The 16124-nt window shown below is 63.2% G+C and carries 16 protein-coding genes and 1 pseudogene; 9 read left to right on the forward strand and 8 right to left on the reverse strand.

Annotated elements, in window-relative coordinates; translation table 11 throughout:
- Positions 1-745 (forward strand): annotated as a pseudogene (locus ACK5L9_RS19955) (adenosylhomocysteinase); the annotation flags it as partial.
- A 4-nt stretch (positions 746-749) separates the two neighbouring features.
- Positions 750-1928, forward strand: coding sequence for a methionine adenosyltransferase (gene metK, locus ACK5L9_RS19960; protein ID WP_416913205.1), 1179 nt, complete (start codon positions 750-752; stop codon positions 1926-1928).
- Here the strand turns inward: metK and ACK5L9_RS19965 are convergent.
- Together ACK5L9_RS19965 and ACK5L9_RS19970 are read right to left on the reverse strand one after the other, a co-directional pair.
- Positions 1921-3882: a pentapeptide repeat-containing protein gene (locus ACK5L9_RS19965; protein WP_416913206.1), complete on the reverse strand. Its 1962-nt coding sequence runs from the start codon at positions 3880-3882 to the stop codon at positions 1921-1923. The two genes, metK and ACK5L9_RS19965, sit on opposite strands and share 8 nt — an antisense overlap.
- 250 nt (positions 3883-4132) lie before the next feature.
- Complete coding sequence (locus tag ACK5L9_RS19970) at positions 4133-4597, reverse strand: type II toxin-antitoxin system RatA family toxin (protein WP_416913207.1); 465 nt, start codon at positions 4595-4597, stop codon at positions 4133-4135.
- 66 nt (positions 4598-4663) lie between these two features.
- Between ACK5L9_RS19970 and ACK5L9_RS19975 the strand changes: the two genes are divergently transcribed.
- Positions 4664-4849, forward strand: coding sequence for a hypothetical protein (locus tag ACK5L9_RS19975; RefSeq protein ID WP_416913208.1), 186 nt, complete (start codon positions 4664-4666; stop codon positions 4847-4849).
- A 234-nt stretch (positions 4850-5083) separates the two neighbouring features.
- Here the strand turns inward: ACK5L9_RS19975 and ACK5L9_RS19980 are convergent, their stop codons facing one another.
- Positions 5084-6661 (reverse strand): lysine--tRNA ligase, encoded by a 1578-nt coding sequence (locus ACK5L9_RS19980; RefSeq protein ID WP_416913209.1) that lies wholly within the window; start codon positions 6659-6661, stop codon positions 5084-5086.
- A gap of 91 nt (positions 6662-6752) precedes the next feature.
- Here ACK5L9_RS19980 and ACK5L9_RS19985 point away from each other — a divergent pair, with 91 nt between their 5' ends.
- The 4 genes from ACK5L9_RS19985 to ACK5L9_RS20000 all read left to right on the forward strand — a co-directional run bounded on the left by ACK5L9_RS19985 (position 6753) and on the right by ACK5L9_RS20000 (position 9440).
- Positions 6753-7175: a tellurite resistance TerB family protein gene (locus ACK5L9_RS19985; RefSeq protein WP_416913210.1), complete on the forward strand. Its 423-nt coding sequence runs from the start codon at positions 6753-6755 to the stop codon at positions 7173-7175.
- A 90-nt stretch (positions 7176-7265) separates the two neighbouring features.
- The gene (locus ACK5L9_RS19990; protein ID WP_416913219.1) at positions 7266-8450 is read left to right on the forward strand and encodes a dipeptidase; all 1185 of its coding nucleotides are present in this window, start codon (positions 7266-7268) and stop codon (positions 8448-8450) included.
- 169 nt (positions 8451-8619) lie between these two features.
- The gene (locus ACK5L9_RS19995; protein ID WP_416913211.1) at positions 8620-9075 is read left to right on the forward strand and encodes a thioredoxin family protein; all 456 of its coding nucleotides are present in this window, start codon (positions 8620-8622) and stop codon (positions 9073-9075) included.
- Positions 9072-9440: an ArsR/SmtB family transcription factor gene (locus ACK5L9_RS20000; protein WP_416913212.1), complete on the forward strand. Its 369-nt coding sequence runs from the start codon at positions 9072-9074 to the stop codon at positions 9438-9440. The genes ACK5L9_RS19995 and ACK5L9_RS20000 overlap by 4 nt, the downstream gene beginning before the upstream one ends.
- Before the next feature lie 175 nt (positions 9441-9615).
- Here ACK5L9_RS20000 and ACK5L9_RS20005 read toward each other — a convergent pair whose 3' ends face one another.
- From ACK5L9_RS20005 to modA, 4 genes are read right to left on the reverse strand one after another with little or no spacing between them, the layout of a single operon-like run.
- Positions 9616-11028, reverse strand: a complete 1413-nt coding sequence (locus tag ACK5L9_RS20005) for a S8 family serine peptidase (RefSeq protein WP_416913213.1) — start codon at positions 11026-11028, stop codon at positions 9616-9618.
- 21 nt (positions 11029-11049) lie between these two features.
- Positions 11050-12180 (reverse strand): molybdenum ABC transporter ATP-binding protein, encoded by a 1131-nt coding sequence (gene modC, locus ACK5L9_RS20010; protein WP_416913220.1) that lies wholly within the window; start codon positions 12178-12180, stop codon positions 11050-11052.
- On the reverse strand, positions 12177-12872 hold the full coding sequence (gene modB / locus ACK5L9_RS20015) for a molybdate ABC transporter permease subunit (protein WP_416913214.1): 696 nt from the start codon (positions 12870-12872) through the stop codon (positions 12177-12179). Before modB ends, modC begins: the two co-directional genes overlap by 4 nt.
- Positions 12869-13630 carry a molybdate ABC transporter substrate-binding protein gene (modA, locus tag ACK5L9_RS20020; RefSeq protein ID WP_416913215.1) on the reverse strand — a complete coding sequence of 254 codons (762 nt, stop codon included), beginning with the start codon at positions 13628-13630 and terminating at the stop codon, positions 12869-12871. Before modA ends, modB begins: the two co-directional genes overlap by 4 nt.
- Before the next feature lie 160 nt (positions 13631-13790).
- Here modA and ACK5L9_RS20025 point away from each other — a divergent pair, with 160 nt between their 5' ends.
- Positions 13791-14414, forward strand: coding sequence for a hypothetical protein (locus tag ACK5L9_RS20025; protein WP_416913216.1), 624 nt, complete (start codon positions 13791-13793; stop codon positions 14412-14414).
- Here the strand turns inward: ACK5L9_RS20025 and ACK5L9_RS20030 are convergent.
- Complete coding sequence (locus ACK5L9_RS20030; protein ID WP_416913217.1) at positions 14393-15586, reverse strand: deoxyguanosinetriphosphate triphosphohydrolase; 1194 nt, start codon at positions 15584-15586, stop codon at positions 14393-14395. The two genes, ACK5L9_RS20025 and ACK5L9_RS20030, sit on opposite strands and share 22 nt — an antisense overlap.
- Positions 15587-15655: 69 nt before the next feature.
- Between ACK5L9_RS20030 and ACK5L9_RS20035 the strand changes: the two genes are divergently transcribed.
- Positions 15656-15979 (forward strand): HesB/IscA family protein, encoded by a 324-nt coding sequence (locus ACK5L9_RS20035; RefSeq protein WP_416913218.1) that lies wholly within the window; start codon positions 15656-15658, stop codon positions 15977-15979.
- The last annotated feature ends 145 nt before the right edge of the window (positions 15980-16124 follow it).

The following is a 16124-nucleotide window of genomic DNA, read 5'->3' on the forward strand; positions in this document are numbered from 1 at the left end:
CGTCACCAAATCGAAATTCGATAAGAAGTATGGCTGCAAGGAAAGCCTTGTAGATGGCATTCGCCGGGAGACCGACGTGATGATGGAGTGAAAGGTCGACTTCGTCTGCGGCTATGGCGATGTTGGCAAGGGCAGCGCCGCATCCTTGCGCGGCGCGGGTGCGCGGGTGAAAGTCACCGAGGTCGATCCGATCTGCGCGCTTCAGGCCGCCATGGACGGCTTTGAGGTCGTGACGCTTGAGGATGTGGCCGAAACCGCCGATATCTTCATCACCACCACCGGCAATCGTGACGTGATCCGGCTGGAGCATATGCGCGCGATGAAGGACATGGCCATCGTCGGCAATATCGGCCATTTCGACAATGAAATCCAGGTCGCTGCGCTGAAAAACCACAAATGGACCAATATCAAGGACCAGGTGGACATGATCGAGATGCCATCCGGCAGCCGCATCATCCTGCTGAGCCAGGGCCGTCTGCTGAACCTTGGCAACGCGACCGGCCATCCGTCCTTCGTCATGTCGGCCAGTTTCACCAATCAGGTGCTGGCCCAGATCGAGCTGTTCACCAAGGGCGACGACTATCACCCCGGCGTTTACATCCTTCCCAAGGCGCTGGACGAAAAAGTCGCGCGGCTGCATCTGGACAAGATCGGGGTCAAGCTGACACAACTGACGCGCGAACAAGCCGATTATATCGGCGTGACACCCGAAGGCCCGTTCAAGTCAGATCATTACCGGTATTGAACCCATGACCGAATATTCCCTGTTCACCTCGGAATCCGTCTCCGAGGGCCATCCCGACAAGATTGCCGACCAGATCAGCGATGCCATCCTCGACGCCATCATGGCCGAGGATCCGCGCGCGCGTGTCGCCTGCGAGACCATGGTGAAAACCGGCGTCGCCATCATCTCGGGCGAGATCACCACATCCGCCTGGGTCGATCTTGAATCGATCGTGCGCGAAGTGATCAACGACATCGGCTATTCCAGCAGCGAAGTCGGCTTTGACGGCGCGACCTGCTCGGTCATCAACATCATCGGCAAGCAATCGCCCGAAATCAATCAGGGCGTGGATCGCGACACGCTGGAGGATCAGGGAGCAGGCGATCAGGGGCTGATGTTCGGCTATGCCAGCGACGAAACCGACGTGCTGATGCCCGCGCCGATTACCTATGCGCACCGGCTGGTCCAGCGTCAGGCGCAGGTCCGCCGCGACGGCACGCTGGCCTGGCTGCGCCCCGACGCAAAGTCGCAGGTGACGTTCCATTACGACGCCGATGGCCGTCCGGGGGGGGTCGATGCGGTGGTCCTGTCCACCCAGCATAACCCCGACATCGCGCTGGCCGATCTGCGCGAAGCCGTGATCGAGGAAATCATCAAGCCCGTCCTGCCCGCCGAATGGCTGACGGCGGCGACGAAATATTTCATCAACCCGACCGGCAAATTCGTGATCGGCGGGCCGGTGGGCGATTGCGGCCTGACCGGGCGCAAGATCATCGTGGACAGCTATGGCGGCATGGCGCGGCATGGCGGCGGGGCGTTTTCGGGCAAGGATCCGTCCAAGGTGGACCGCAGCGCCGCCTATGCGGGCCGCTGGGTCGCCAAGAACATCGTCGCCGCCGGGCTGGCCAGCCGCTGCGAGATTCAGGTCAGCTATGCCATCGGCGAGGCGCAGCCCACCTCGATCAGCCTCAATACCTTTGGCACTGAAACCGTCCCCCATGACCGGATCGTGGCGGCGATACGTCAGGTCTTTGACCTGCGCCCCTTCGCCATCATCCGCGATCTGGACCTGCTGCACCCGATCTATCGCCCCACCGCCACCTACGGCCATTTCGGTCGCGCACCTTATGCGCTGGCCGGGGCGACGGCGTTCAGTTGGGAAAAGACCGACAGGGCCGAGGCGTTGAAAGCCGCCCTTACCTGACAGGCCCGCGATCCAACGGCCGCCAATCGGGATCCTCCTCCCAGGGAGGTTCCCGGTCCAGCGGCCACGGCGTCCCCGTCTTCTGCGGCACCTCGCCGGGGGCACAGAGGAATGCGGCGCGCATCTCGTCTTCGGTCATGGTCTGACGCAGCCGGTCAGTATTCATGCCCCTCGGCGAATGGGCAAGGACAAGCGTCGCCCAATCCTCGGGTTCCGTTTCCCAGCAGGACGGCACATACAGGTCGTCACCCTCTGCCCAGAGGTTCGCTGGCGGCAGCAGCGTTCTTTCATCCCCGATCATGCCCGAAAGATGCTGTTGCCCCAGCCCGATTCCGCCGCGAAAATCGGCAGAATGGGCAACCGAGGACGAGACTTCGGCATCCTCCCAGGATGCATCCTTGAAATCCGCGCCCCGCAAATCGGCACCGGTAATCTCTGCCCCCCAAAACAGCGCGCCTGCCGCCGTGGCATCGCGCAGATCGGCTCCGGCAAGTTTAGTTCGGCGCAGATCGGCAGAAATCAACGTCGCCCCACGCAGATTTGCCCGTATAAGCGGAGCATTAAAAAGCTTCGCATTCGTCAGATCGGCGCCATCAAAATCCGCAAACTCAAGCGATGCGAAATCCAATGGTACAGACCGCATCGAAGCACCGCTGAAAACAGCAGCTTGTGCCTCCACACCCGATAAATCAGCATCAGACAGATTGGCATTGGTGAATACGCTCTCTGATAATTTGGCCCGCTGCATTGTCGCATATCTAAGATCGGCGCGCCCGAAGTCAGCTTTTCGCGCGATGGCCCCTCGCAGCTCTACGCGTTCCATGATCGAGCCCGCAAAACGTGCACCAGAAACCAGGGCCGATGTCATGTCGATGCCGGTCAATTCCGCATCCGAGAAATTTCCATCCCGCAGCTCACGCAAGTGAAAGTTGGGTTTTTCTATTCTTCTGATCAGCGCATTCCGGTGCTCGCTCCATTCCCTTTGAAACGCAGCACCATTAGCTTCGGAAAATTTCAAGCATTCTATGGCAGAGACCGTATGCCGTTCACAAAATGCGATTCGATAACGAGCGATGGATATATCCATATCCCGCTCTTCAAAGGGAAGAACAGATAAGGGGGCTTTTTCCAAATTTACAGGGTCGAGTACAAGAAGCCCGGTCGCGGCCTTCCAAAGCCATGCCGCCATCCGGGTGCTGACCGGCGCATCAAACCCTGCCGGAACCTCCTGCGCCCATTTCTCGATCCGTTGCAAATTGGTCAGGTGCCCGGTTTCCTCACCGGTATAACTGATAACCGCAACGGGCCATGTGCTTGGCAAGGTTATCGGCAACGCACCAAACCCCTTGCTGTTCGCCGTGGTCATCCAGCCGACCGGAACGATCAGCAGGGTAATCACCATTGTCGTGATCCGTGTCCAGCGCGCCTGACGGTGCCCCATATCAACCTGCATCTTGGCCCATGACATCGCACCGGCATAGAGGCTGATCATCATGCAGGCCGCGCAAACCAGGCTCAGCAACAGGCTATGGGCGGGCCATGTCCGGACCCACATCAGCAATAAAACGACCGGTCCTGCCCACCAGACAAGACCCCGCGTTGCCAGCCCCGCCAACCAGTCCATCGGGCGGCGGCGGATGACCTGATCGCGGTCCTTGCGTCGGCGCAGCACGAAATCGTTCAGCAACCATGGCGTCATGCGCTCTTCCAGATTCGGCGTGGTAGGCCGCGCCTTGGCCAGCGCCTCGGTCACCTTGCAGATATGCAGGTGCAGATAGACATACAGCGCTGCCCCGAGGATCGGGGCACAGATGAAGAACGAGAATGTCGGGATCGAGACATTGACCAGTGGCAATTGTGTCTGGCGGCTGGCGACGAAGAAATCGGCGTCCTGAACCCCCAGAGCAGTGATCAGCGCGAAGGCCAGATTGGCCAGCAGTACCAGCCAGTTCACCCGCCCCGTCGCCGTCAGCGCGTCGATATGGGCGATCCCGGCATCCCCCTGAACCGGGGTGCGGCGGCGTTTGCGAAAATGGCGGGAGGGGTGAAATCTGCGAGACAATGCCTGACCGTGAATGCAACCGGAAATGGCAGCACCCTAGCGCGAAGCCGTGACCGGGCAAAGCCCTTTTGGCTGTTGCGCGGCGCAACGCGCGCTGGCGGTTTACGCCTTGTCACCGGGTGTGTGCGGGCGGCTTTCGGGGTCAGCCCTGCCCGTATAATTCCCGCGCCCTTTCCTCGAATGCGCGGACGATGCGGGTCATCGCCTCGTGGAACACCACCCCGATCAGGCGTTGCAGGATGGCGTTGCGAAACTCGAAATCCACAAAGAAATCAATGCGGCAGCCGCCTTCGGGCCGGTCCGAAAAGGTCCAGCCGCTGCGCATGTGCCGGAACGGGCCGTCCAGATATTCCGTGTCGATCCGCAAGGGCGCGGCCTCGGTCGGCCACAGCACCACATGACTGCCGAACTTTTCGCGGAACACCTTGAAACTGATAATCAATTCCGCCTGCACCTCTTCGGCCCCATCATCCCGCAACCGCCGTGACCTGATCCGCGCGGCGCTGTTCCACGGCAAAAACTGCGGATAACGTTCAACATCCGCCACAAGATCGAACATCTGGCGGGCGGAATAGGGAAGGTCGCGGCTGTCCTGATGATGCGGCAAGTTGGGCTCTTGAGTTCTGGCATGTCATATCGTCTGATCACCCTGAATTAGCAGGGCAATCGGCCAATGGACAACCTCAACTGGCTGCTTCGGATCACGAAATGGGCAAGAAACCCGCCGGGGCCGCGCAGGGTCCGGCTGGTTCTGGGCGTGGTTCTGCTTGCGCTGGTCATTTTCGGGTTGGAAAGGCTGGGCTGGTGGCCGGACTGGGCGCAGATCGAGAATGACCGCACCCTTCGCCTGCCGCGCTAAGGACGATTCTCGAAAACCGGCTGGCGGCTTCAGAATAAAAATTCTGCAAAATCAGATATATCCAACCCGCCCGTGAATCTCGTCATACCCTCCATGGGCTGCCTCCATCGCCGCGACAGGCAAGCGCGACCGGCCACGCCATCTGCAGCCCTGCCGCGCGCGAAGCGCGCCTTGGGCCGGGCGGCAGCGACGGGGCGGGCTTTGCCCTGCCCGTGCGCCCTTTCAGGCAGCGCTTTACGCCAGTTCACCCGCCAGCGCGCGCCGGATCAGGGCGCGGGTCTCGTCGATGCCATACAGCGCAACAAAGCCTCCGAAACGCGGCCCCTGATCGGCACCCAGCAGCACCTGATAAAGCGCGGCAAACCAGTCGCGCAGGGAATCGAACCCGTGATCCTTGCCGACTGCAAAGACCATGGATTGCAGCGTTTCGGCATCGGCGGGCTGGTCCCATGCGGCAAGCCGCCCGTCCAGATCGGCGATCGCCGCGCGCTCGGCATCCGAGGGCAGCCGGAACTGCCGTGTGGGTGCCACGAAATCGGTGAAATAGCGCACTGCGAACCCGGCCGCCTGATCCAGCGCCGGATGCGTTTCAGGGCTGGCCTCGGGGGCATAGCGGCGAATAAAGCCCCACAGCCCTTCCTTGTCTGTCGCCCCCGCGACCGAGGCCAGGTTCAGCAGCATCTGGAACGGCACCACCATATCCGAGGCCGGCACCTCGCCGCCATGAATATGCCATACCGGATTCGCGGCCTGCTGCTCTGTGCCCTGACCGGGATAGGCACGCAATTGCTGGTGATATTCATCCACCGCCTTCGGGATCACATCGAAATGCATCCGCTTGGCCGTCTTGGGTTTCTGGAACATGAAATAGGACAGGCTTTCCGCCGAGGCATAGGTCAGCCATTCGTCGATGGACAGCCCGTTCCCCTTGGATTTGCTGATCTTCTGGCCGTGCTGATCCAGAAACAGCTCATAGGTGAAATGCTCGGGCTTGTGGCCACCCAGAATCTCGCAGATGCGATCATAGATCGGGGTGTTGGTACTGTGATCCTTGCCATACATCTCGAAATCGACATCCAGCGCCGCCCAACGCGCACCGAAATCTGGCTTCCACTGCAATTTCACATTGCCGCCCGTAACCGGCAGCGTTGTTTCCTGCCCGTCCTCGTCGTCGAAGGTGATGGTTCCGGCGCGCGGATCGACATCGCGGATCGGCACATACAGCACCCGACCGCTTTTCGGGCTGATCGGCAGGAAACAGCTATAGGTCTGCTGGCGTTCCTCGCGCAGGCTGGCCAGCATCACCTGCATGATGTCGTCGTATTTCTCGGTCGCGCGCAGCAGAACCTTGTCGAAATGGCCCGATCTGTAGAAATCGGTGGCGCTGACAAATTCATACTGAAAGCCGAACGTGTCCAGAAACCGGCGCAGCATGGCGTTATTATGCGCGCCAAAGCTGTCATATTCGCCGAACGGGTCGGGCACGGTTGTCAGCGGTTCCTGAAGATGGCCATGCAACATGTCCTGCTGCGGCACGTTTTCGGGTACCTTGCGCATCCCGTCCATATCGTCGGAAAAGCAGATCAGGCGGGTCGGGATGTCGCTGATAATCTCGAACGCGCGGCGGATCATCGTCGTGCGCGCCACCTCGCCAAAGGTGCCGATATGCGGCAACCCCGAGGGGCCATAGCCCGTCTCGAACAGCACATATCCCTTTTCGGGCGCCTTCTTTTCATAGCGTTTCAGCACCCGGCGGGCCTCTTCGAACGGCCAGGCCTTCGATTTCATCGCCGCATCGCGCAGGGTGGTCATCGCATCTTCTCCTGTGTCAAGGCTTTGACGCCTTATTGAAAGCGCGCGGAATCGTCAATAATTTGCCTCTGAAACCGACGGAGGCACAAGCATGACCATCGACCTGCCCTCATTCTCGCCCTGCGACGCCCTTGTGGCCGTCATGGTCGCCGTCTCGGCCTCGGACGAGACGATGCGCACATCGGAACTGGTGGCGATACAGCGCATGGTGGACCATATGCCGATCTTTGCCAATTACGACGAAGACCGGATCCGCGCGATCAGCCAGACGGTAATGACCCTGTTCGAGGAAGAGGAAGGACTGGACGCCCTGTTCGGCCTGATCCGCGACGCATTGCCCGAAAAGCTGTACGAGACCGCCTATGCGCTGGCCTGCGATGTCGGGGCGGCAGACGGGCGGCTTTACGAGGGCGAGATCGAGATGCTGGCTGAAATCCGCGACCAGCTTAGCCTGTCGCGCCTGCATGCCGCCGCGATCGAACTGTCCGCGCAGGTCCGCCACCGGGTTCTGTGACCTGACCTCCGCGCGCCGAGACCGGGCTTGCACGCCTGGCGGCACTGGCCGATAGTCATGGCATTGGTCGGAAAACAGAAGGCGGCGATGATGGTGGTTCGGATATTGCGCGGCATCGTGATCCTGTTTCTGGTTGCCGCTGCGGCGTTTTTCATCCTTGCGCCGGGCATTGTCGAACGCGCGCTGAACCCGATAACGATGCCCGAAGGCGGCTGGCCCGTCAGCGACAAGGCCAAGTCGCTGCATCAGCGGCTGGTGATCGGTGACTGGCACTCGGACGCGCTGCTGTGGGATCGCAATCTGCGCAACCGCGCCTCGCGCGGGCATACCGATCTGCCCCGGCTGCAACAGGGCAATGTGGCAGTGCAGGTCTTTACCACCGTGACGAAAAGCCCGCGCGGGCTGAATGACCGGACGAACAGCACCGAAGCGGCAGACAATATCACGCTGATGTTCATGGGCCAGTTGCGTCCGGTCCGGTCGTGGTTTTCGCTGCGGGAACGCGCGCTGGTTCAGGCACACGAGCTGCGCGACCTGGCCGGCAAGGCACCCGATAGCCTGCGGCTGATCCTGACCCGCGACGATCTGGCTGCCGTATTGCAGGCGCGCGCCGGGGGCGCGCAGGTTCTGGGCGCGATCCTGGGGGCCGAGGGGGGGCATGCGCTTGAGGGTGATCTGGCCAATCTGGACGTTCTTTATGACGCCGGGTTCCGCCTGATGGGGCTGACGCATTTCTTTGACAACGAACTGGGCGGCAGCCTGCATGGCGCGGGCGACGGCCGGGGTCTGACGGATTTCGGGCGGCAGGTGGTGGCGCGGATGATGGACAAGGGCATGGTGATCGACCTTGCCCATGCCTCGCCGCAGATGGTCCGCGATGTTCTGGCCATTCAGGGGACGCGCCCGATCCTGTCGCATACCGGCATTCACGGCCATTGCGCCGTGCACCGCAATCTGGACGACGACCTGATGCGCCAGATCGCGGCAAAGGGCGGCGTGATCGGCATCGGTTTCTGGTCGCATTTCGTCTGCGGCAAGACCCCGGACGACATCGCCGCCTCGGTCCTGGCGGCCATCGCCCTTGTGGGCGCGGATCACGTCTCGCTGGGGTCGGATTACGACGGCTCGGTCGATGTGCCTTTCGACACCGCGCATCTGGCGGCACTGACGCAGGCGCTGATGGATGCGGGGCTGTCCGAACCGGTAATCGCCAAGGTGATGGGTGGAAACATGATGCGCTATCTGTCCGAAACCCTGCCCGCAGAAGGGGCGTGACTGACCGCTGTCCCTGCCCCGCCCCGAAAACCCGGCAACTGGAACGCGCAAGAGATTATATGTTCGCATGATCATCCGGTATGTGCGACAAAGCGGGTCAGGATGGCCCGCTATCTTGCGGGGCAGTATAAAGGCCGAAAGGTGGATATTTCGTAAGGGCGCAAAAGCGATGTTGGTCAAACCCCTGACATCCCGGCTGAAGATCGTGGCGACGGCGCTGATCTGCGCGGCTCTTCCGGTCTCTGCGCCTCTGGCCGGGGACAGGCCCGCGCGAATCGCCTCTGATGCGATCGACTGGCAGGCCGCGCCGGTGCGGCTGCTGATGGTCGAACAGGCGGGCTGCATCTATTGCGCCGCCTGGCACCGCGAAATCGGGCCGGGCTTTGCGCAATCAGCCGCAGGACGGGTCGCCCCGCTGCTGATCGTCGATCTGGACGGACCCTGGCCCGATGGTCTGGTGCTGAACCGCCGGCCGTTGATCACCCCGACCTTCGTTCTGCTGCGCGACGGGAAGGAGCTGTCGCGTCTTGAGGGTTATCCCGGCGATCACTATTTCTACCCGGTGATCGCCGAGTTGCTGACCAAAGCAGGCATGCTTGCCACTAACAAGGAGGCAGACGGATGAACCCGGAACTGACAGTTTCTGATCCCGATCTGAAGCAGGCCGAACCGGTCGCGCCCGGCAAGCCTCTGTCCAACTCTGCCGAGATGGAGCAACGCGCCACCGAGGCGGCGGCGCTGCTGAAGGCTCTGGCGCATGAGGGGCGGATGATGATCCTCTGCCATCTGTCCGGCGGCGAAAAGACCGTGACCGAGCTTGAGAACCTGCTGGAACAACGGCAGGCCGCCGTCAGTCAGCAACTGGCGCGGCTGCGCGCCGAGGGGTTGGTGACATGCCGCCGCGACGGCAAGGCGCGGCTGTATTCCGTATCCGATCCCCGCGCAGCCGAGGTGGTTGCCCTGATGTACCGGCTGTTCTGCGCCGATTGACCCCCGGTCCCCGCGCCGGATCAGCGTCCTCCTCCAACGCCCCTTGTCGCGGCGCCGACATGTACAGGCTGTGCGCAGCCCCCCCGCATTACCGTCATCGGCGCGTCAGTGCCAATGATCCACTGTCCGGTCAGGCAGACCGCCGCTGATCATATGACGCGGCGGCACGCGCTTTCTATACGACGTGCAGATTTTCCTGCACGGCGGCCAGTAATCCGGGCATCGTCGGAAGGCCCGCGCCCTGAACCTCGGCAGGGATGCCGATATCGGTTGCGCCCTTGCGGATGATCTCGTGCAGCGCCCGGGCGGCGGCGGCAGTGTCGCTGCGCAGATCGGGTCGCAGTTCCAGCACATGCGCCAGAAGTGCGGTCACGACCGGCGTGGCCATCGAGGTTCCGTCCCATGCCGCAAAGCCCTGCGGCACCGACGATGCCACCGCGACCCCCTGCGCGCAGACATCCACCTCGGGACCGAAATTGGTAAAGCTGGCCGAGAACAGCTTGCCGCTGCTGTCGCGATATTTGCCGATCCGCAATTCATGCGCGCTGTCCTCGGGGAAGCTGCCGGTCGCGCCAATGGCCCCCACCGCGATCACATCGGGATGAGAGGCGGGAAAGGCCACCCCGATCGCGTCATTTCCGGTGGCGGCGACCAGCGTCACCCCTGCATCGATTGCCATCCGGATCGCATGGTCCAGCGCGTTCGACCAGCCCTGCATGCCAAGCGACATGTTCACCAGGTTAATCCCGTTCAGGCGGCACCAGTCTATCGCCTCGACCAGATCCGAGGTATAGCCGCCCGGAAACACCTTCAGCGAATACAGTTCCACCGCCGGGGCCAGCCCCGTGAAGGATGCGGCCTGCGCCGCGATCAGACCGGCGACATGGGTGCCGTGGCCGCCGTCGTCACGGTCGAAATGTGTTGGATCACCATTGTCCAGCGTGTTCAGCCCGCCCTTCAGCGTCAGCCCGGCGACCGGCGCAATGCCGCTGTCGATCACCCCCAGCCGGACATTCCGGCCAAGCGTCGCGGGCTGGTCGGGCAGGCCGATCACCTGACGCAGCTTTTGCATCGCGGCGGTGTGGTCCAGCACCCGCAGCGTTACCTCCAGACTGTCATTGGCGGGCGGGGCCACGACCTGCGACCAGTACCCCTCGCGGGGCGAGACGATCACCCGTTCGACCCGGTCGGGTTCAACCTGCAACCTGGCCTTGCCCGAGGCGTCGGTCTCGCCCCGAAAGGTGGCATTCGGGCCGCTGGCAAAGATCGTGCAGCCGGGGATGGGTTCGCCCTCGCTGGATGTCACCGTGACCTCCCATGTCCGGCCATCCGTGGCTGCCGTCGCGAATGCCAGATCGGGCATGCCGAACATTTGCAGCGGCTTGTCTTCTTCGACGATCAGTTCGGGATGTTCGGCAGCCAGCGCCTCGGCATCCTGGGGCGACATGTGCATGATCCGCTGGCCGCTGGCGGCCTGGTCCTTGACCTGCTGGGCATTTTCGTTGCTTTCCAGATGGTCAAGACCAGCGGGCCCGGCCTCGGCGCCAACGCTGGAGGAAACCGGACGTATCAGGTAACGTTTCATCATCGCAGCCACCATGGGTTTTCATCAAATGACCTCATGATGGGTCTGATTCGGGGGCAATGTCAAAAACTCATCCGGCATCGCGCCGATATTGCGCGGCGCAACCGAGACGGTTTTCAGCACCGCATGCACCCGCCGCCCCGGTGCCAGGGCCAGCGCCGCGGCCGAGCGCCGGGTGATCCGCGCCAGCAGCACCGCGCCCGCCGCATCCAGACGCACCAGCACCCCGGTCTCGGCGGGCGTCAGGTCGCGCACCACGGCGGGCAGCACGTTCAGCGCCGAAATCCCCACCGGACGGTCCAGCGCGATCATCACATCCTGCGCCAGAATGCGCAGCCGCAGATGCGCGCCCGGCCGGGTATCGAGACGCGGCACCCAAAGCGGCCCCGCCGCCGTCACCACCTGCGTCAGGCCGTCATCGTCAGCCATCTCGACCTGCGCCGACAGGATCGCGCCCGCCTCGTGCAGGCCCATGACCGGCGCGACCTGAGGGTCTGACAGGATCTGTGCCGCCGGTCCCGCCGCGACGCTGCGCCCGTCACGCAGCAGAACAAGCGTTGTGGCCAGGCGGGCGACCTCATCGGCGGAATGGCTGACATACAGGATCGGCAACCGGGTTTCATCGCGCAACCGTTCCAGATAGGGCAGGATCTCGGCCTTGCGGGCCTGATCCAGCGCCGCCAGAGGCTCATCCATCAACAGCAGGCGCGGATCGGACAGCAGCGCGCGGCCCAACGCGACGCGCTGCTTTTCGCCCCCCGACAGCGCGCCGGGACGGCGGGTCAGCAGCGGGCCGATGCCCAGCATCTCGATCACGCGGCCCGGATCGACACCGCGCCGCCCCGAGACCCACCGGCCATAAAGCAGGTTCTGCCGTACCGTCAGATGCGGAAAAAGCCGCGCCTCCTGAAAGACATAGCCGACACCGCGCCGATGCGGCGGCAGAAACCGCCCGGTGCCGCTGTCCGACATGACCAGCCCGTCCACCTGAATCCTGCCATGATCGGGACGCAGCAATCCCGCGACCGCGTTAACCACGGTCGTCTTGCCGGAGCCAGAATGCCCGAACAGTGCCGTCACCCCGGCGGGGGCCTCGAATGCGGCATCCAGTTCAAAGCCCGGAAAGCGGTGGCGAATCGTGACCGACAGCATCAGCCGCCTGCGATCCGCCGGGCGACGGCGCGCGCCAGCCATTCCGACAGCACCAGCGCGATCATCGCGATGGCCACCGCGATCAGCACCAGCCGCGCGGCAGCGGCCTCGCCCCCCGGCACCTGAAGAAAGGCATAGATCGCCGAGGGCAGCGTCTGGGTCTGGCCGGGAATGTTCGACACAAAGGTGATCGTCGCGCCAAATTCACCCATCGCCTTGGCAAAGGCCAGCACCATCCCCGCCAGAATGCCGGGCAGGATCAGCGGCAGGGTGACGGTCAGAAACACCCATGTCCGGGATGCGCCAAGCGTCGCGGCGGCCTGTTCCAGCTTGGGATCGACGGCCTCGACAGCCAGCCGGATGGCGCGCACCATCAGCGGAAAAGCCATGATCGCGGCGGCCAGCGCCGCGCCTGTCCAGCGAAAGGCGAAAACGATCCCGAACTGGTCCAGGAACCCGCCGATCAGCCCGCGCCGCCCGAAGGTCAGCAGCAGCAGGTAGCCGGTCACAACCGGCGGCAGAACCAGCGGCAAATGCACGATGCCATTCAGCAGCCCATGCCCCGGAAAGCGCCAGCGCGCCAGCGCATAGGCAATCAACAGGCCAAAGGGCAGGCTGACCAGCACCGCGACGACCGACACGCGCAACGACAGCGCGACGGCCTGCCACGCCTCGGGGGTCAGCCAGCCGCTCATTCAGGCTGGTTCAGCACCGTAAAGCCCTGCGCAGCGAAAGCCTGTGCCGCAGGTTCCTGAAACAGAGCGTCATAGAAATCGCGGTCGCCCTGATCGGCGGATTCGGCCAGCAGCGCGGCAGGATAGATGATCGGCGGATAGCTTGCGGCGGGGAAAGCGCCGACCACGGTCACATTGTCATCGGCCACCGCATCGGTGGCATAGACGATGCCGAACGGCGCCTCGCCCGTCGAAACCAGAGCCAGCGCCGCCCGCACATTGTCAGCCTGCGCGACATCGGTGGCAACACCGTCCCACAGCCCCAGATTTTCCAGCGCCGCCTTGCCGTACTGGCCCGCCGGAACGGAATCGACCAACGCCATGGCCAGCTTGCCGCCATTCAGTATCCCGGCCAGATCGGTGCCGGTGCCGATTTCAACCGGCGCGGCATCCTTGCCATGGGCGATCAGAACCAGCGTATTGCCCAACAGATCGGCACGCGCATCATCGGCCAGCAGCCCGGCCTTTTCGACCTCGTCCATCCATTGCGTATTGGCGGAAACGAAAAGATCGGCGGGCGCACCCTGAATGATCTGCCGGGCCAGATTGCCCGAACCGGCATAGGAAACGGTGACTTCATGCCCCGTCGCTGCGGAAAAATCGGCGGCAACCTGATCCATCGCGTTCTTCAGCGAGGCAGCCGCAAAGACCACCACCTCATCGGCGGCGGCGGGCAGAGGTGACATCAACAGGAAAGCGGTGAACACGGATATACGCATATGACCTCCGGACACGATATGTACCTACGGGAATAACGCGGAAAGCCCGCGAAAACAAGCGATGCTTCCGCGTCAACATATCGCGGCAAGGCGGAAAGCTGCGGATCCCCCGCCACATTTCCCGGCAGCGGTGCTATAGTGACCGCAATAGGAGACCCCGATGAGCCGCCTCGCCCTTGCCCTGTTGCTGTGCCTGTCCCTGCCCGCCCTTGCCCAGGATCCAACCGAACGCCCGCGCGCCGGGATCCTGTGGAACCGCAGCGGCCTGCCCGCCACCATGCCGTTGCAGGTCCGCACCATGCCGGGCAAGGATTACGTGGTGTTCCTGACCGAACCCGCGACCGGAACGCCGGTCATGGCCGGCTATATCCGGGGCGGCGAGCATTTCCGCCTGCTGGTACCCCCGGGAAGCTGGCTGCTGCGTTTCGCCTTTGGCCGGACATGGCAGGGCGAGGATCGGCTGTTCGGCGACCTGACTGACTGGTTCCAGATGGACGAACCGCTGGAATTTCGCCTGATCGGCATCAACCGGCGCGGCGGGCACTCGGTCAGGCTGATCGAGGATGACGGCTCGATGAAGGTGGTCGATGCGGGTCCGCGCGCGCTGTGCCATACGCGGACCTTCGCCAGCGTCGAACGGTCATGGCCGCGCGCCGGGGCGACGCGCAACCCCGACCGGCTGGCGCGGCTTTACGTTGTGCCGCCGGGATCGGACCTCTATCGCCCCGAACAGATCAATTATCTTGATCGCAGCTTCAACAGCTATACGCTGGATTGCGGCTGAGCCCCGATCAACCGCTGATGTTCGGATATGGCATAGCGGTCGGTCATCCCCGCCACATAGTCCAGAACGATCCGCGCCCGCAGCGTTTCATCCCCTGCCCCCATCGCCGCACGGCCCCAGCCGCCGGGTAACAGCGCCGGTTCGTTCAGGAACAGCGGGAACATCTGGTTCAGGATTTCCGTCACGCTGGCCCGTTCCACCACGACCGACGGCGCGCGGTACATGCGGGCGAACAGAAAGGACTTGATCGCCTTGAGATTCTGGTAAAGCGGCTTGGAAAAGCGGATGATCGGGCCATCCATATCGCGGATTTCCTGCGCCGATTGTGGTTGCAATCCGGTCAGCCGGTTCTGCGCCACGGCGATCACATCCTCGACCATGACGCCAAAGACCCGGCGCAGCGCCTCGTGCCGACGGCGCATGTGGTCGAGTCCGGGATACAGCCGGTCCACATCGGCAAAGGCGGGGCCGATGACGGGCAGTTCGGCCAGATCGTCCTCGGTGAACAGTCCGGCGCGCAGCCCGTCATGCAGGTCGTGATGGTTATAGGCGACATCGTCGGCGACAGCGGCAACCTGCGCCTCGGCGCTGGCATTGCTGTGCAGTTCCAGATCCCACAGCGTGTTCACCTCGGCCAGCGCATAGGGCAGCGGGGCCCCCGCCCCCGCATCCCCGTCCAGCACCGGACCGTTATGCTTGGCGATTCCCTCAAGCGCCTCCCATGTCAGGTTCAGACCGTCGAAATCGGCGTAATGCCGTTCCAGCCGCGTCACGATGCGCAGCGCCTGCGCGTTGTGATCGAAGCCGCCATAAGGTTCCATCAATACGGCCAGCGCATCCTCGCCCGTATGGCCAAAGGGCGGGTGGCCCAGATCATGCGCCAGGGCCACGGTTTCGGCCAGATCGGTGTTCAGCCCAAGTGCCCCCGCAATGGTCCGCGCGACCTGAGCCACCTCGATCGTGTGAGTCAGGCGGGTGCGAAAATAGTCGCCGCGATAATCCTCGCCCTCTTGTTCGACGAAAACCTGGGTCTTGTGCTTCAGCCGACGAAAGGCCGAGGAATGGATGATGCGGTCGCGATCCCGCTGCCAGGGCGAACGGAAGGTTGACAGGTTTTCGGTGTAAAGCCGTCCGCGACTGTCATCGGGAAGGCAGGCATAGGGCGCATTCATGGACTGTCCTTGCGAGGCATGCGCACCGAGCCTATATTCTGACGGCACGGACGAAAACGGGAACACCGCATGAACTTGCCTCCGAAAGTGACCGATCGCGCCTTTGCCCGACTGGCTCAGATCAATGCCGGGGCCGAGGCGCAGCCCCTGCGCGTCGCCGTTGCGGGCGGCGGCTGTTCGGGCTTTCAGTACGATATCCGGCTGGACAGGGCCGAAGCCGACGACCTGATTCTGGAAAGCGGCGGGCAGCGCGTGGTCGTTGACCCGGTCTCGCTGCCCTTTCTGACGGGCGCCGTCATCGACTTTGCCGATGAACTGATCGGCGCCCGTTTCGTGATCGACAATCCCAACGCCACCTCAAGCTGCGGCTGCGGGACGTCGTTTTCGATCTGACCGCCGGACGACGTCAGACCAGCACAATATCCGACGCGATGCTTTCCGAGGTCAGGTCGCGCCCGGCAAGGAACAGGCTGTCCCCGTCGCCGAAATCGATGATCACGCCGCGTTCGGTCTGGCGCATGTTGGTGTCGATGAAAAG

Source organism: Paracoccus sp. (in: a-proteobacteria) (assembly GCF_047973135.1).
Classification (GTDB): Bacteria; Pseudomonadota; Alphaproteobacteria; order Rhodobacterales; family Rhodobacteraceae; genus Paracoccus.

What these genes read in the sequence shown, in the direction of transcription:
- metK (WP_416913205.1), top strand. Translation starts at nt 750, where the DNA reads ATGACCGAATATTCCCTGTTCACCTCGGAATCCGTCTCCGAGGGCCAT.
- ACK5L9_RS19975 (WP_416913208.1), top strand. Translation starts at nt 4,664, where the DNA reads ATGGACAACCTCAACTGGCTGCTTCGGATCACGAAATGGGCAAGAAAC.
- ACK5L9_RS19980 (WP_416913209.1), bottom strand. Translation starts at nt 6,661, where the DNA reads ATGACCACCCTGCGCGATGCGGCGATGAAATCGAAGGCCTGGCCGTTC.
- ACK5L9_RS19985 (WP_416913210.1), top strand. Translation starts at nt 6,753, where the DNA reads ATGACCATCGACCTGCCCTCATTCTCGCCCTGCGACGCCCTTGTGGCC.
- ACK5L9_RS19990 (WP_416913219.1), top strand. Translation starts at nt 7,266, where the DNA reads ATGGTGGTTCGGATATTGCGCGGCATCGTGATCCTGTTTCTGGTTGCC.
- ACK5L9_RS19995 (WP_416913211.1), top strand. Translation starts at nt 8,620, where the DNA reads ATGTTGGTCAAACCCCTGACATCCCGGCTGAAGATCGTGGCGACGGCG.
- ACK5L9_RS20000 (WP_416913212.1), top strand. Translation starts at nt 9,072, where the DNA reads ATGAACCCGGAACTGACAGTTTCTGATCCCGATCTGAAGCAGGCCGAA.
- ACK5L9_RS20005 (WP_416913213.1), bottom strand. Translation starts at nt 11,028, where the DNA reads ATGATGAAACGTTACCTGATACGTCCGGTTTCCTCCAGCGTTGGCGCC.
- modB (WP_416913214.1), bottom strand. Translation starts at nt 12,872, where the DNA reads ATGAGCGGCTGGCTGACCCCCGAGGCGTGGCAGGCCGTCGCGCTGTCG.
- modA (WP_416913215.1), bottom strand. Translation starts at nt 13,630, where the DNA reads ATGCGTATATCCGTGTTCACCGCTTTCCTGTTGATGTCACCTCTGCCC.
- ACK5L9_RS20025 (WP_416913216.1), top strand. Translation starts at nt 13,791, where the DNA reads ATGAGCCGCCTCGCCCTTGCCCTGTTGCTGTGCCTGTCCCTGCCCGCC.
- ACK5L9_RS20030 (WP_416913217.1), bottom strand. Translation starts at nt 15,586, where the DNA reads ATGAATGCGCCCTATGCCTGCCTTCCCGATGACAGTCGCGGACGGCTT.
- ACK5L9_RS20035 (WP_416913218.1), top strand. Translation starts at nt 15,656, where the DNA reads ATGAACTTGCCTCCGAAAGTGACCGATCGCGCCTTTGCCCGACTGGCT.